The 13,817-nt window shown below is 62.3% G+C and carries 12 protein-coding genes and 1 pseudogene; 3 read left to right on the forward strand and 10 right to left on the reverse strand.

All coding sequences use genetic code 11. From position 1 onward, the window contains the following. A partial coding sequence (locus QZ609_RS17385; RefSeq protein WP_295497430.1) for a hypothetical protein occupies window positions 1-214 on the reverse strand: 214 nt, incomplete at its 3' end. Here QZ609_RS17385 and QZ609_RS17390 point away from each other — a divergent pair. Both QZ609_RS17390 and QZ609_RS17395 read left to right on the forward strand, forming a co-directional pair. Further along, complete coding sequence (locus QZ609_RS17390) at window positions 213-506, forward strand: H-NS histone family protein (protein WP_004635133.1); 294 nt, start codon at window positions 213-215, stop codon at window positions 504-506. The two genes, QZ609_RS17385 and QZ609_RS17390, sit on opposite strands and share 2 nt — an antisense overlap. A gap of 397 nt (window positions 507-903) precedes the next feature. Beyond that, a pseudogene (locus QZ609_RS17395) lies at window positions 904-1,766 on the forward strand (heavy metal sensor histidine kinase); the annotation flags it as partial. A gap of 122 nt (window positions 1,767-1,888) precedes the next feature. Here the strand turns inward: QZ609_RS17395 and copC are convergent. Then, window positions 1,889-2,275, reverse strand: a complete 387-nt coding sequence (gene copC, locus QZ609_RS17400; RefSeq protein WP_009277764.1) for a copper homeostasis periplasmic binding protein CopC — start codon at window positions 2,273-2,275, stop codon at window positions 1,889-1,891. Window positions 2,276-2,852: 577 nt separating this feature from the next. On the opposite strand from copC, the gene QZ609_RS17405 reads away from it, so the two are divergent. Further along, window positions 2,853-3,179 carry a four-helix bundle copper-binding protein gene (locus tag QZ609_RS17405; RefSeq protein WP_012435756.1) on the forward strand — a complete coding sequence of 109 codons (327 nt, stop codon included), beginning with the start codon at window positions 2,853-2,855 and terminating at the stop codon, window positions 3,177-3,179. 165 nt (window positions 3,180-3,344) lie between these two features. On the opposite strand, the gene QZ609_RS17410 is transcribed toward QZ609_RS17405, so the two are convergent. The 8 genes from QZ609_RS17410 to QZ609_RS17445 all read right to left on the reverse strand — a co-directional run bounded on the left by QZ609_RS17410 (window position 3,345) and on the right by QZ609_RS17445 (window position 13,698). Further along, complete coding sequence (locus tag QZ609_RS17410) at window positions 3,345-4,652, reverse strand: MFS transporter (RefSeq protein ID WP_004635140.1); 1,308 nt, start codon at window positions 4,650-4,652, stop codon at window positions 3,345-3,347. A gap of 7 nt (window positions 4,653-4,659) precedes the next feature. Continuing rightward, the gene (locus QZ609_RS17415) at window positions 4,660-7,104 is read right to left on the reverse strand and encodes a cation-translocating P-type ATPase (protein WP_004635142.1); all 2,445 of its coding nucleotides are present in this window, start codon (window positions 7,102-7,104) and stop codon (window positions 4,660-4,662) included. Then, window positions 7,101-7,751 carry a DUF6629 family protein gene (locus QZ609_RS17420; protein WP_004635145.1) on the reverse strand — a complete coding sequence of 217 codons (651 nt, stop codon included), beginning with the start codon at window positions 7,749-7,751 and terminating at the stop codon, window positions 7,101-7,103. Before QZ609_RS17420 ends, QZ609_RS17415 begins: the two co-directional genes overlap by 4 nt. A 4-nt stretch (window positions 7,752-7,755) precedes the next feature. Beyond that, window positions 7,756-9,099, reverse strand: coding sequence for a cyclopropane-fatty-acyl-phospholipid synthase family protein (locus QZ609_RS17425; protein ID WP_004635147.1), 1,344 nt, complete (start codon window positions 9,097-9,099; stop codon window positions 7,756-7,758). Between the two features lie 142 nt (window positions 9,100-9,241). After that, window positions 9,242-10,147 carry a ribose-phosphate pyrophosphokinase gene (locus tag QZ609_RS17430; protein WP_004635153.1) on the reverse strand — a complete coding sequence of 302 codons (906 nt, stop codon included), beginning with the start codon at window positions 10,145-10,147 and terminating at the stop codon, window positions 9,242-9,244. Next, window positions 10,144-11,658 (reverse strand): thymidine phosphorylase family protein, encoded by a 1,515-nt coding sequence (locus tag QZ609_RS17435; RefSeq protein WP_004635154.1) that lies wholly within the window; start codon window positions 11,656-11,658, stop codon window positions 10,144-10,146. The genes QZ609_RS17430 and QZ609_RS17435 overlap by 4 nt, the downstream gene beginning before the upstream one ends. Further along, window positions 11,655-13,019 carry an MBL fold metallo-hydrolase gene (locus QZ609_RS17440; protein ID WP_004635157.1) on the reverse strand — a complete coding sequence of 455 codons (1,365 nt, stop codon included), beginning with the start codon at window positions 13,017-13,019 and terminating at the stop codon, window positions 11,655-11,657. Before QZ609_RS17440 ends, QZ609_RS17435 begins: the two co-directional genes overlap by 4 nt. Window positions 13,020-13,035: 16 nt before the next feature. After that, complete coding sequence (locus QZ609_RS17445; protein ID WP_295497440.1) at window positions 13,036-13,698, reverse strand: isoprenylcysteine carboxylmethyltransferase family protein; 663 nt, start codon at window positions 13,696-13,698, stop codon at window positions 13,036-13,038. Between the last annotated feature and the right edge of the window lie 119 nt (window positions 13,699-13,817).

Here is a 13,817-nt window from a genome sequence, read left to right on the forward strand (position 1 = left end):
GACGGGAGAATCCAAGCGAAACCGTAAGATTTTGCACCAAAAGGACGACTACCCCGCATTGGGAAGTTCGCACCGGGCCGTTACTTAACATAATACTTGTTATGTGATCCATAGTGCACAAATGCGGTTTCATTGCGAATGCTGCGTCCACGTGACGCGCGGCCGCAATCTGTGCTTGAATCGGCACCTGATTGCCCAGGAACCGACCTTCCATGACCAGCTACAAAGACATCGTCAAACAGATTGCCGCCCTCCAGAAGGAAGCTGACGCTCTCAGGCAGCAGGAAATGCAAGCGGCAATCGTGGATATTCGCGAGAAGATCGATCTGTACGGGCTCACGGCATTGGATCTCGGCTTCAAGGGCGATGGCACGGCGAGAAGCAAGCCCCCGGCCAAATACCGGGATGAGGCGGGTAATTCCTGGACGGGACGTGGCAAGAGGCCGGGATGGCTGGTTGCCCATCTGAGTGCTGGCCGCCAGATCGAAGAGTTTCTGACCGCCTAATGTGATCTGGCTGCCGAATGACGTGGGCGCCGGCACCGCCTTCTCGTTGACAAGGGCTTCTTCGCGGCTAGCTTGGTCCAAGAAGACATATGCCCTCCCCTGTGGAGGCGGGGTTTCGGCGAAGCCGAGATGTGGTCGAAGCTGTACTTCAGTATATAGCAGGCCGTAAATTGCGATGGACACACTTTGGCTGAACAATCCGGAACGCGCTTACGCTGATTGGCAGGAGCGGGAGGCCGAAGGCGTCGACGGCCAGCACTTCTCTGCACGCTCGCGTGCCCAGCATCAGGCGATGTTCGAGAAGTTCCTGCGCTACCTTCGCGAGACGGGCCGCGACCTGGCCAACTACGGAGATGAGCACGTAGCGGCATTTTGTGAATCGGTCGGCGCCCGATCGGCCGCGACAAGGATGCCGGACTGGCGCCTTTGCGCACCATGGCCTCGCGGGCGCGCACGGTGACTGCCGACAAGCTCGATGAACGCATGCCTGTTGATACCGTGCCAGTCGAAGTGGCGGACCTTGCCGCGACCCTGAACGGCATGTTGGAGCGCCTGCAGAACGATTTCCGCCGCTTGTCGGACTTCTCGACCGACATCGCCCATGAACTGCGTACGCCTATCACGAACCTGCTCACGCAGACGGAGGTCGTGCTATCCCAGCCGCGCGAGGCCACGAAGTATCGCGATGTGCTGACCTCCAATGCGGAGGAACTGCAGCGCCTGGCACGCATGGTGTCCGACATGCTGTACCTCGCCAAGATGGAGCACAGCCTGACGCTGCCAAGCGCCGAAGACATCCGCATCGCTGACGAAATCCGCGCGTTGTTCGATTTCTATGACGCGCTTGCAGAAGACAAGGCTGTCCTGCTCGAAACGCGGGGCGATGGACACGTCACAGGAGACCGGCTCATGCTGCGCCGTGCGTTGAGCAACCTGCTCTCCAACGCCATCCGGCACACCCCGCGACATGGCCGCGTGGTCGTCTCGGTCAGTGATGATCGCGACGGCATGACGGTTTCGGTAGACAACGACGGCAGCGAGATCGCGCCGCAGCTGCTGCCATTTATCTTCGAGCGCTTTTTCCGGGCGGACAAATCGCGCGCGCGGCCCGAGTCGGAAAGTGCCGGCCTTGGCTTGGCCATCACCAAAGCGATCGTTGCGGCGCACGGCGGCACCATCACCGTTGCGCGCATTGACGGGCGCACACGGTTCTCTATCCGCCTACCGCGTTGCATCGATGCCGCAATATTGTCTGTATAGTTCTTTGCACACTGCGGCGACTACTGCCAAGCCGGGCTTGGCGGGCATTTTGGGTCGCAAACCGAAACAGCCGCCGGTTTCGCGCGCCACTCCGATGGACTCAAACGATGAGGATCGGCGCTTCATCGTACTCGGAATACGATCCTGCCATTGACAGGATGCCCATCGGATGAGACCGCTTGCCAGTCAACGCGATAGGAACCAGCCATGAGAGGTTGAGTCGGCTGAATAACGACCGTCTTGGCGTCTCCGCCACGCGATACTTCAGCCGGAATCTTCATCGGCCCGTGAAGCGCCCGGCCCGGCAGCCACGCCATAACTAGATTACCTCCCGAAGGCGGGAATACAAGTTCCTCTGAAAATCTCAATTCGATTCGCTTTGGGGCGGCCACTTCAGAATTGTTCGCTGGTCTCGATGAAACCAGCTTTGGATGGCCGAGAGCGATCTCGCTCAGAATCGCGAACAGGACGGTGACTGAGCCTCGCAATGCGCGGCGACTTGCGGACATGGCGCACCTCCGTTTCTTGGGAATGTGCATTTAGCTTAAGTCGTTGCACACGGAGCCTGTTGATGCAGGTCAGACCACCCACGAGCAACTAGCGTGCGATGAGATGGTAATCGGTGTCCCAAAACAGCACGATATGGCAATGCGTACCGAAGTTGTTGGTGCGCGCGGTAGCGCCCGCTGGGTGATGTCACGACGCATAGAGGTGTACGGGTTCGGCACCGGCTCGACACCGTCCACCAGAGGCTAGTTCTAGACCACTTTGCTGTGGCGCTGCTACGTTGGTGATTTGCTGCCCAATGCGATCCGGCACACCCCCGCGACATGGCCTTGTGGTCGTCGTGGCGCACGCGCGTCTCCACGTGCCGACCGCATTCCGCCGAGAGCGCGAACACTTCGGTTCACCATGGGCCACTGGCGGAAAGCGCACATGACCGCCACATGGCGGTCCGATTACGGTTCGGACAGATCTGGCCATTTGCGACTCAACGTGCCCCGCCTCTTTGGCACAAGGCGCCGTCCTTGCTTTCTCGTGGGTGCGCATGCCATGTCGGTACGCCAACCACCCAGGAGAACGACGATGTCTCACCAAACCTATCAAGAATGTCTCGACGCCTGTAACGCGTGTCAGGTCACATGCTTGCACTGTGCTGTGGCTTGCCTCAACGAGCCAAGCCCGGCGGAACTTGCCGACTGTATTCGCCTGGATCTCGATTGCGCGGAGTTGTGCCAGACTGCCGTTGGTTATATGGCACGCGGCAGCAGCCAAGCCAAAGCCGTTTGCGTATTATGCGCAACCATCTGTCAGAAATGCGGCGCAGAGTGCGCGAAGCATGCACACGACCACTGTCAAACTTGCGCACGTGCGTGTGAGGAATGCGCGCAAGCCTGTCGAGCTATGCAATAACGGCTTTGAACCCCAGTTCAATTGGAAGGAGCAAATGGCGCTGATAGGTCACATCCGCCGTCACGTGTTACACCATCCACGAATTGCCGGTTCGGTGCGCTGCCATTGGAAAGCGGCCTCAAAAGCACAATGCGCGCACATAGCACGAGGAATTTTCATTGTTGTTCATGCGCCCCGCCCTTCCCTCGTCTGCCTTTCTCCTTCTGCTTGAAAGCTGCGCTGCTCTGGCTGACGTTCAGCCTGCCGCGCCGCGCCCCACCAACGCAGTGCAGCCACACTACCAAGCAGCAACACAGCCGCCGCTGCCCAAAATGGAGCGAACGTATTCCATCCAAACAGGGTACCGGCACTCACCGAACCTAGTGCCTGCCCCAGGTTGCCTGCGGCTGCCTGCCTTGCCAACAGCGACCCAGCGAAACTACGGTCACCTTCCAGCAACTCATAAGACAGCACCGGTCCAATCATGCCGACGCCGGTAGCCACCACGGCGATTAGCAGCCCAAGCGCGGCGGCATCGGGCACCAGTGCGGCAAAGCCCAGTGCCACCGCTGAGCCGGCAAATGCGCCGGCAACCCAGCGATGGTCGATATGCTTGCGCACTGCCGGAAGCAGCAGCAAAGCCTGCGCGGCGAGCATCGCCAGGCTGCACGTGACAAACATCACCGCAATCATCGAGTTGGGTAGGCGCAGTGTCTGGCCACCAAACAGGCTGAAGCCGACTTCGAAGGTACCTGCGGCAAAGGACGCCAGCAGGGCTAACAGCATCGATACAGCAACGAAGCGCTTGCGCTGCCGGGTCATCTGCACCGAGCCGCTGTCGAGCAAGATCGGCTTGGTCGTGCTCAGGCAGCGGCGAACCGCCAACAGAAGTGGCAGTCCGACCGATGCGACCACCAACGCGGGCCAGTTGACCATACTGGGCATCTGGCCTGCAGGCATGCCCATCAGCGGCCCGGCAAGCCAACTACCGAACGCGGGGCCCGCGAGAAAGCCAACGAACGATGCACTACCGATCAGCACAAAGCGCCGACTCCTGTCCTCGGTATTGCTGATGTCGGTCACATAGGCCTGGGCACCGGGCACGATAGCCGCTGCCCCCGCCCCGGCGATCAATCGACCGCCATAGATCGCCATGAGACTGGGTATTAGCGCGACCATCGCGGTTCCCAGCACAAACATAGCGAAGCCGGTAGTCAGCGCCGCCGCCCGCCCACGATGATCCGACTGGCGGCCCCACCACGGCGCAAAGATGAACAGCGCGAGCGTGTAGATTCCTCCCAGCATGCCAACGTGCCACGCCAGCGTTTGCCGCGTCGCACCAGGCAGGTACTGCGCCAGATACAACTGCAGCAACGGCAGCCCGACTCCATAGCCGAGAGAGACAACAAATACCAGAGCAAGCAGCACGACCAACGCTGGCCTGACGGCCCGCGCATCGAGGGGTGCGGGAGTGGCGGACGATTGATTAAGCATGATGCCTTCAGCCCGCGCCGTGAGCGGCCACCGGAGCGGTCACGCCGTTGTGGACCGTCGCCGCGCTTGCGCGTCGGATTCCAGTCAGCCGGGTTCGCTTGAGCATTAGCGCGTTAATCGCCACTAGCGCAGAGCTGCCCGACATGGTAATCGCCGCCACCTCGGGGCTGATCGTGAATGGGTAGAGTACGCCGGCCGCCAACGGGAACGCCACTACGTTATAGGCGACCGCCCACCACAGGTTCTGATGCATCTTTCGCAAGGTCGCGCGGGACAGTTCAATCGCACCGACCACATCCAGCGGATCGCTTTTCATCAGGACCACATCGGCACTCTCCATCGCGACATCGGTGCCCGCACCGATCGCGAAGCCCACGTCGGCTTGCGTCAGCGCCGGAGCATCATTGACGCCATCGCCCACCATGCCGACCTTCTTGCCCTGCCCCTGCAGTTCCTTGACCTTTGCGGCCTTGTCGCCCGGCAGCACGTCGGCCAGCACGATGTCGATGCCCAATTCCTTCGCAATGCGCTCAGCGGTCGAACGGTTGTCACCGGTTAGCATTGCGACCTGCACCCCGCGGCCATGCAGTGCCTTGATCGTCTCGGCCGAAGACGGCCTCACTGCGTCGGCGATCGCGATCAAACCGATCAGGCGACCGCCGTGTGCGACGTGCACCACGGTGCGGCCTTGGCCCTGCAGACGGTCGGCATCTGCCTTGAGCGCGCCAAGGTCAACGCCATTGGCCTCCATCAACCGCCGATTACCGAGCAGGGCCAGCCGACCGGCCACCACCGCCTGCGTGCCCTGCCCATCGATGTTGGTGAAATCCGTCACCGCTTCGGAGGCCAGTGCGCCGGCACGCTTGAGGATCGCGACCGCAAGCGGGTGTTCGGAGAGCTTTTCGACCGAGCCTGAAACGCGCAGCAGGTCGTCTGGCGTTACGTCCCGGGCCACCGCTATATCGACCACTTCCGGCTCGCCAAGCGTCAGGGTGCCGGTCTTGTCGAAGATCACCACATTTAGCCGTGTCGCGTCCTCCAGCGCCGCAGCATTCTTGAACAAGATGCCGTTCATCGCGCCCAGGCCGGTACCCACCATCACCGCCATCGGCGTCGCCAACCCCAGTGCATCTGGGCAGGCAATCACAAACACCGTGATCGTGAGTGTCAGTGCCAGCAGTACCGGCTGCCCGAGCACGAAGTACCAGACAGCGAAAGTGGCCACACCGATCAGGAAGGCGATCACGACCAGCCATTGTGAGGCCTGGTCGGCCAGCAACTGCGCTGGCGCTTTGGAATTCTGCGCCTCCTGCACCAGTTTGACGATCTGCGCCAACGCGGTGTCGGCACCCACCTTGGTCGCACGATAACGGAAGCTGCCGCTCTTGTTGATCGTCGCGCCAATCACCTTGTCGCCCACCATCTTCTTCACCGGCATCGACTCGCCGGTGAGCATCGATTCGTCCACCTGAGAACCGCCCTCGAGCACCTCGCCGTCAACCGGAATCTTGTCGCCAGGACGCACCAGGACGATGTCGTCGAGCAGCACTTCGGCGGTCGCCACAGTCACTTCCTTGCCGGCGCGCAAGACAGTGGCCTTTGGCGGGGCCAAATCCATCAGCGCGCGGATGGCTTCCGACGCTCCTGCGCGCGCGCGCATCTCCAGCCAGTGGCCCAGCAGAATGAACACCAGCAACACCGACACAGCCTCATAGAACTGCGCACCGCCGAAAATGAAGGTGCTGCCGACACTGAAGACGTAGCCGGTGCCGACGCTCAGCACCACCAACACCGCCATGTTGAGCACGCCATTGCGCAACGCACGCGCGGCGGCGACGAAGAACGGCCACGCGGGGTAGATCACCGCAGCGGTGGCGAGCAGGAACAGCCACAGCCCCAAATCCAAGCCGAACGGTGGCTTCAGCTTGATGAAATCCATGCCCATCGGGGCATACAGGAAGATCGGCACCGTAAACGCCAGGCAGACCCAGAAACGGTTGCGCATGTCGCGCGCCATCCCCTTGGCATCCATACCGGGGCCATGGCCCATCTCGTGGGCCATTGCATCCATGCCACCGTGAGCCATCGCGGCGTGGTCGTGCGCGACGGGCGCCTCCGCTGTGGCCGGCCCACCAGCGGCATGTACGTGCCGCTCAGGATGCTCGTGCTGAATATGGCCGTGCGCGTGTGCCGGCGCCACAGCATGCTCCATCGGCCCGCACATGTGCCGGGGCAACATTTCGCCCGCACAGTGGTACCCGCAGTCCTGGATTGCCGCCCGGATGCGTTCCGGATCAATGCGCCCCTGGTCGTACGTCACCGTGGCCGATCCGGCCACCGCGTTGACCGAGACATGCTCAATGCCCGGCATCTGCGCTAGGTGCTTTTCGACGCCGCGCGCTGCCAGCGGCGATAGTAGCCCTGCCACCTCGAATGTGTTGGTTGTGCTCATGAGGGAATCCGTTGTTGGGGAATCGAACGCAGTGCGATGAAGTGCAGTGCGACAGCGCCACTCAGCAGCGCGGCGAAGAAGCACCACACCGAAATGAACCAATGGGCATAGAAAACGTAGGCGGTGAACGAAGCGGCCAGCGTGAGCGCCCCGAACACCTTGACCCAAACATGGCTGGAGAGCAACAGGCTCACCGTCGTGGAAAGCAGGTACAGCGTCATCGACGCGACAATGTAGAAATGCGGGGACTGGTAGTCCACATGGCCTGCCATCGGGCGCGCCTGAATCGGGTTGACCACCAGGCTGTACAACAGGTATGCACCCACAGCCAGACCCATAACCACAAAGGCCAACAACCCTCGGCGGCGCGGACCCCGGGGCTCTAGCAGCCATGCCGCTAAGGGGACGTACACCGGCCACAGTACGTGGGAGAAAAATGAGTACACCTGCGTAGCAACAAAGTTAAGCCAAGCGGGGCCACCAAAACTGAGCCAGACCACCCCCTCGACAAGCTGCTGGATCGCAAACAGCAATGGGATGGCGGCATAAGGGCGCTCCGCCGGGCAGCGCGCCATACGCAGCGTCACGGTGCCGATTGCCAGCAGTAGCGTGCCGGAGCCAAAGCTGGCCGTCGCGGAAAAGCACATAGCGCTAGTTCCCCCAATCCCAATGCGGTCGACTGCGGTACAGATCACGCCGTGTCATCGGCACAGGCCATTTACCCGGGTGGCGATTGGACGCCAGGATTTGATAGATGCCGGAGCCACCGGCCTCGAACTCCAACGCGCAGGCCGCCATGTACAGGCGCCAGACGCGATAGGCGGCTTCTCCAACTTCAGCGATCGCCGCATCGCGCTGAGCCTCCAGGCGATGCACCCAGTGCCGTAAGGTCATCGCGTAGTGCGGGCGCAGTCCCTCGACGTCATGGATCTCAAAGCCCGCGCGCTCCATGCCGAGTTGGATGTTGCTGATGCAATCAAGCTCGCCGTCGGGAAATACATAGCGATTGATGAACTCGGTGGCAGCTGTCTTGTTCCACCCTTCCTCGTCGTGCGTGATGCCGTGGTTCAAGAATAGGCCGCCCGGCTTGAGCATCCGACGCACCACCGCATAGTAGGCCGGCAGGTTGCGCAGGCCGACGTGCTCGAACATCCCGATGCTGGAAACCTTGTCGTAGACACCCTCGCCTTCCAGATCACGGTAATCGCGCAACTCCACCGTGACGCGATCCTGTAACCCTTCGATCCGAATGCGCTCGCGGGCGTATTCGAGCTGTCGCTCGCTTAGGGTGATGCCGTGGGCGTGCACACCGTGCTCGCGCGCGGCCCAACATACGAGCGCCCCCCAGCCGCAGCCGATATCCAGCAGCCGTTCGCCGGGCCGCAGGCGCAGCTTGCGGCAAACGTGCTCAAGCTTGTTGCGCTGCGCCGTGTCCAGCGAATCGGAGGGCTGCTCGAAGTAGGCGCAGGAGTACACCCGCTCCTCGTCCAGCCACAACCCATAGAACTTGTTGGACACGTCATAGTGGAACGAGATCGCGGCGCGATCGCTGTGGCGCGAATGCCGGTGCGCGAAGCGCCGGGCGACCCGGGATGCGAAGCCCGCATCCGGTTTGATCTCACCCAGGTCCGGAGCGGGCAGCATTAACGCGTCCTTTAACAGCGCGAGCTTGTCGCGCCACGACAAGTGGATCGACTCGAAATGGTTCTTCAACCGGAGCGCGCCGTACAGGTCTCCCTCGATGTCGAGCACGCCCCGAAAGTACGCGTCAGCCAATAAAAGGGGACTGCGCGCCACCACCAACTGACGCAACAGGCTGGGGTCCCGCACCACCAACGTGAAATCGACCGCCGTATCGTGCCCGTGCAGCGTGTCGTTCCACAGCCGCAGTGCGGGCGGCTTCTCCATCCCAGCGAGCAACCGACGCAGGATGCGTAGCGCCGGCTCGGTGTCGGTCGAAGGAACGCTGCCAATAAATGCCTTGGTGCTGTTCATCTCTTGCCCTCCCGTTGGGTTGATGGCTCGTCGCGGTCCTCTCCGCCAATTGACACGATGAAGCGCCAACCCGACATCGGAATCGCGGCTTTGCAAAATCCGGCCAGATCTATCTCGAAGTGAACGTGCGGAGTCTTGGCACTCATGTGGCACCCCCGGGGTCTTGCATGAGTTCACGAACCGCGGACGCTAGGTCCGGGGCAACGGAGATTCCATTGGTGGGATGGACAACCGTGTCGCAGCTCACCACCAGCCCGGCCCCAGTGGACTCCAAATCCTGAACCGCGTTGCCTGAAAACACCGCGTGAATCGCGATGCACACAGGCGCGGCCAAGCCCGCGCGCCGCAGATGACCAATGGTCTCGGCCATCGTGCGACCGGTGGAGACAATGTCATCGACCAGCACCGGCGTGTGGTCGCGCCAGCGCTCCACATCCGGCACCGAAACCTCGACATCCCGGTCACCTTTGCGGACCTTGTGCAGCACCACCATGGGCGCGTCCGCCCTGCTTGCGACATCGGCCACCCATTGGTTGCTCTCCTCGTCAGGGCCCACAAGCGCCGGGCGTGTCACATGGGCGCGCAGCCATGCCGCCACAGCCGGCGCCGCGTGGACGTGACGCGTTGGGATTACATAGACCTGCGACAACTTGGTGATGCGGTGCAAGTGGGGATCGACTGTTGCCAGCCAATCAAATCCACGCGACAACCAGGCTGCAAAATGCCGTGCACTCACCGTCTCACCCGGCTGGAAGCAACTATCCTGTCGCATGTAGGCGAGGTAAGGTGCGACCAGACCAACGTCGGTCGCACCGTTCTCCCGGGCGGCCGCCGCCAACAGCAGCAACGGAATCAGCTTGTCGTCCGGCCGGTCTAGCGTGCAGACGATGGCGACTCGCCGCCCCTCCACCGCAGACTCCACCCGCACATACGACTCTCCATCCGGAAAGCGCCGCACCGTCGTAGTCCCGCGCTCTGCGCCCAACGCCGAAGCCAGCTTCTCTGCCATCGCTTCATTGCCCGGCATGGCAAAAATCAGTGGCGTCATCTCGAATCTCCCACATCGATCAGCGGGTGAGCCTCCAGGTAGTCGAACGCGTAGTCCAACTCGCCGAGCGCTTCGGCATGCACGGTGAACAGCGGCATACCTCGCTCGACGCGATCCCCCAGCTTGACATGCAGTTCGAGCCCGGCAGCGGGTGCCTTCGGTGCCCCGGCGAGCTTGGCCACGCGAGCCAACCGCCGGCTGTCGATCTCACGTACCATCCCGTCACGTTCGGCCAGCACAGGCTCGCGTAGCCGCGCCCGCTGCGGCTCGCGTAAGCCCCCTTGCGCTTTGCAGATCGCCTGGAATTTGGCCCACGCGGCGCCGCTATCAAGCAACCGCTGAGCGACCAAGACGCCAGTACCCGGCTCGCTGTGACCGCAAAATTCCAACAGTTGTCCAGCCAATGCGACAGCGCGCACGCTCAGATCCTCGGGCGCGCGCTCGGCACGCTGAAGGACTGCCAGCACGTCGTGCGCCTCCAGTGAGGGACCAATGCCACGGCCCACCGGCTGCGTCCCGTCCGTACGCACTACCTGCAAGTGCAAATCAAAGGCCTGCGCTACCTGCTCCAGCATTTGCTTCAGGCACTCGTAGTCTGCGTCACTGCGCACCTTGGCGGTCGGCCCGACCGGCACATCGATCACGGAGTGGGTAGCGCCGGCAGCGATCTTCTTCGACAGCACAGATGCCACGAGCTGCGCGTCGCTGTCGAGGTCCAGCGGGCGCTCGACGCGGATCAACATGTCGTCGGCCGGGCTGAGCGCCAGCGAGCCTCCCCAGACAAAGCAGCCGCCCTCGCGTTGGACAACGCGGCGCATCTGCTCCAAATCGAGCGCCACCGGCGTCATCGTTTCGATCACGTCGGCGGTGCCAGCCGGCGAGGTAATGGCCCTTGACGACGTCTTCGGCATCGTGAGCCCGGCCGCGGTGATGATCGACACGACAATCGGCGTCGTGCGGTTTCCCGGCAATCCACCCACACAGTGCTTGTCCGCGATCGGTGCATGCCCCCAGTCGAGCCGCTTGCCCGCGGCCAGCATCGCTCGCGTCAGATCGATCGTCTCCTGCAAATCCATCCGCCCGCCGGCGCAGGCGCTTAGAAAAGCGGCGATATGTGTCCCAGGGTAGCTGCCAGCGGCGACGTCACTAATGATCGAGTCCAGAGCCGACGCGTCGAGCCTGTGGCCGTAGATCTTCGCCCGCACCTGGCTCATTGAGTCCAGCGTCGGGGCATGCGAGATCGTGATCCGGTCGCCCGGCGCGGGCGCCAGCGCTCGCCACGCGCTGTTCGAAAGCGCCGCCTCCCCCAACTCCAGCAAGGTCGGATCGACAACGTTCAGCGTGGCGATGATCGAGCGTCCGTTCAGGCTAATCAGTACTCGCGTCTGCGCCTCGAAACCCTCGGAGCGGCAAACATGGCAGTCTCGATGCATGTAGACGACATATTCCTGCTGCGTCTCGATGCCCATCCGACGCACGGCAAGACTTGCCCTGTGGCGAGGGTTCCTCATACATCGAACTCCACGTGCTGTCCCAACAACGGAACGCTGGCGGACCACCCAAGTTCCCGCTCGATGCGCTGGCGCATCGCATCAGCCGGCCCCGGCTCGCCATGGGTGACGAACACCGAGCGCGGCGCCGCTGGCGCACTGCCCAGCCACTCGATCAATTGGCTTGCATCGGCATGCGCCGACATGCCCTGCAGTGAAATCACTTCGGCACGCACGGCGACGTCCTCACCGTGAATGCGCAGGCTTCGCTCACCAGCCTGCAGCCGCGCGCCGCGTGTCCCCCCAGCCTGATAACCGGCCAGGATGATGGTGTTGCGCCGGTCCGGCGCCAGATGCTTCAGATGGTGCAGCACGCGGCCGCCGGTGGCCATGCCGCTGGCCGAGATGATCACAGCCGGGAGGGCCAGCCCAGCCAGCGCCCGCGATTCCTCCGGGGTCCTGATCATGCGCGCAGCTTTGTACATCCCGAGGCAATCTTCGAGCGACAGCTTATGTTCGGCGTGATGGCGGTGATAGATCTCGGTTGCATCTATTGCCATCGGGCTGTCGAGAAAAACAGGCAGGTCTGGAATCGCGCCCTGTTGCTTCAGCTTGTGGATCAAATGCAGCAGCAACTGTGCACGCCCCACCGCAAACGCCGGAATCACGACCATGCCGCCACGGTGTGCTGTGCGAGCAATCGCCTCACCGAGCACGGCCTGCGCATTGGGTACCGGTTCGTGTAGCCGGTCCCCATAAGTCGATTCGACAACGATGTAGTCTGCCTTGGGAGCCGGCGCAGGCGCACGCATCACCGGGTCGTCGGGGCGGCCAACGTCTCCGGAGAACAGCACTGTCGTCTGCCCCGCTGTCAGTTCGGCCGAGGCCGCGCCGAGAATATGCCCAGCCGGGCGCAAGGTCACCGTAACGTCGGGGACGACGTCCACACACTGGTCGAAAGGCAATCGGTGCAACTGTTCCATTGCGCGACGTGCGTCGTCCTCCGTGTACAGCGGCAAAGCCGTGGCGTGCTTGGAGGTGTGATGCCGGTTCGCATAGGCGGCGTCCTCCTCCTGGATTCTCCCGCTGTCGGGCAACAGCAGACCGCATAGTTCGATTGTCGAGGGCGTCGCCAGAATCCGGCCCCGGAAGCCCTGTTTCACGAGCAACGGTAACGCACCGGCATGGTCCAGATGGGAGTGTGTCAGCACCACCGCATCGATGTCGGCGGCGCTGAACGGCAACGGCTCCCAGTTCAGCAATCGCAACTGCTTGTAGCCCTGGAACAACCCGCAATCAACCAGCAGGCGCTGCCCCTGATGCTCCACCAAATACTTTGAGCCGGTCACTGTGCCGGCCGCACCGTGAAAACTGAGCTTCATCGCCTCCCCCTTTTTGTCATGCGTGGTGGTGGCGATCCGCTTGCTTGTCGCCAAAATTCGGGATGAACCGCGGGGTGTGCGACGCATAGTGCGCCCACTCCTCCCCAAATTCGCGCTCCGCCCACTTCTCTTCCGTAATGGCCAAACGCACGTACATGACCACCAGCACTGGGAACATCAGCAGTGTCAGGATGGTCGGCCACTGCAGTAGAAAACCGAACATGATCAAAACGAAGCCCACATACTGCGGATGCCGGATACGGGAGTAGGCGCCGGTGGTCGCCAGCGTATGGCTCCGCTGGTTGTGGTAAAGCACCGCCCAAGCGGCCGACAATAGCCAAAAGCCACCGCCGATGAAGATAGCGCTCAGCAGATGGAACGGCCCGAAATGCGGATTGGCGCGCCAGCCGAACATCACCTCCAGCAGGTGGCCAGCGTCATGCGACATGAAATTCACGCCGGGGAACTTCGCGCTCAGCCAACCCGACAGGAGGTAGATCGTCAGCGGGAAGCCGTACATCTCGACGAACAGCGCCACAATGAAGGCCGCGAACGTGCCGAAGGTCCGCCAGTCGCGCGAGGTCTGAGGTTTGAAGAAGCTGAAGGCGAACACGATGAAGATCGCCGAGTTCATGATGACAAGCAGCCAGAGGCCGTAGCCAGGGGCGTCGTGATTCATTTGTGTTCTCCGTGATGTGTCTCTGGACCGTGCCGATTCGGCTGCTGGCCGTCAACGGCTCGGCCGCGGCGCATCACTACATGAGCCACCGTGCATCCAAGAAGCAGGATGAGTGGGAG

Source organism: uncultured Ralstonia sp., from assembly GCA_913056305.1.
Taxonomy (GTDB): Bacteria; Pseudomonadota; Gammaproteobacteria; order Burkholderiales; family Burkholderiaceae; genus Ralstonia.

Excerpts from the sequence above, each read along its gene's own strand:
- QZ609_RS17435 (WP_004635154.1), bottom strand. The coding sequence starts at position 11,658 with ATGAGGAACCCTCGCCACAGGGCAAGTCTTGCCGTGCGTCGGATGGGC.
- QZ609_RS17445 (WP_295497440.1), bottom strand. The coding sequence starts at position 13,698 with ATGAATCACGACGCCCCTGGCTACGGCCTCTGGCTGCTTGTCATCATG.
- QZ609_RS17410 (WP_004635140.1), bottom strand. The coding sequence starts at position 4,652 with ATGCTTAATCAATCGTCCGCCACTCCCGCACCCCTCGATGCGCGGGCC.
- copC (WP_009277764.1), bottom strand. The coding sequence starts at position 2,275 with ATGTCCGCAAGTCGCCGCGCATTGCGAGGCTCAGTCACCGTCCTGTTC.
- QZ609_RS17405 (WP_012435756.1), top strand. The coding sequence starts at position 2,853 with ATGTCTCACCAAACCTATCAAGAATGTCTCGACGCCTGTAACGCGTGT.
- QZ609_RS17430 (WP_004635153.1), bottom strand. The coding sequence starts at position 10,147 with ATGACGCCACTGATTTTTGCCATGCCGGGCAATGAAGCGATGGCAGAG.
- QZ609_RS17420 (WP_004635145.1), bottom strand. The coding sequence starts at position 7,751 with ATGTGCTTTTCCGCGACGGCCAGCTTTGGCTCCGGCACGCTACTGCTG.
- QZ609_RS17440 (WP_004635157.1), bottom strand. The coding sequence starts at position 13,019 with ATGAAGCTCAGTTTTCACGGTGCGGCCGGCACAGTGACCGGCTCAAAG.
- QZ609_RS17415 (WP_004635142.1), bottom strand. The coding sequence starts at position 7,104 with ATGAGCACAACCAACACATTCGAGGTGGCAGGGCTACTATCGCCGCTG.
- QZ609_RS17390 (WP_004635133.1), top strand. The coding sequence starts at position 213 with ATGACCAGCTACAAAGACATCGTCAAACAGATTGCCGCCCTCCAGAAG.
- QZ609_RS17425 (WP_004635147.1), bottom strand. The coding sequence starts at position 9,099 with ATGAACAGCACCAAGGCATTTATTGGCAGCGTTCCTTCGACCGACACC.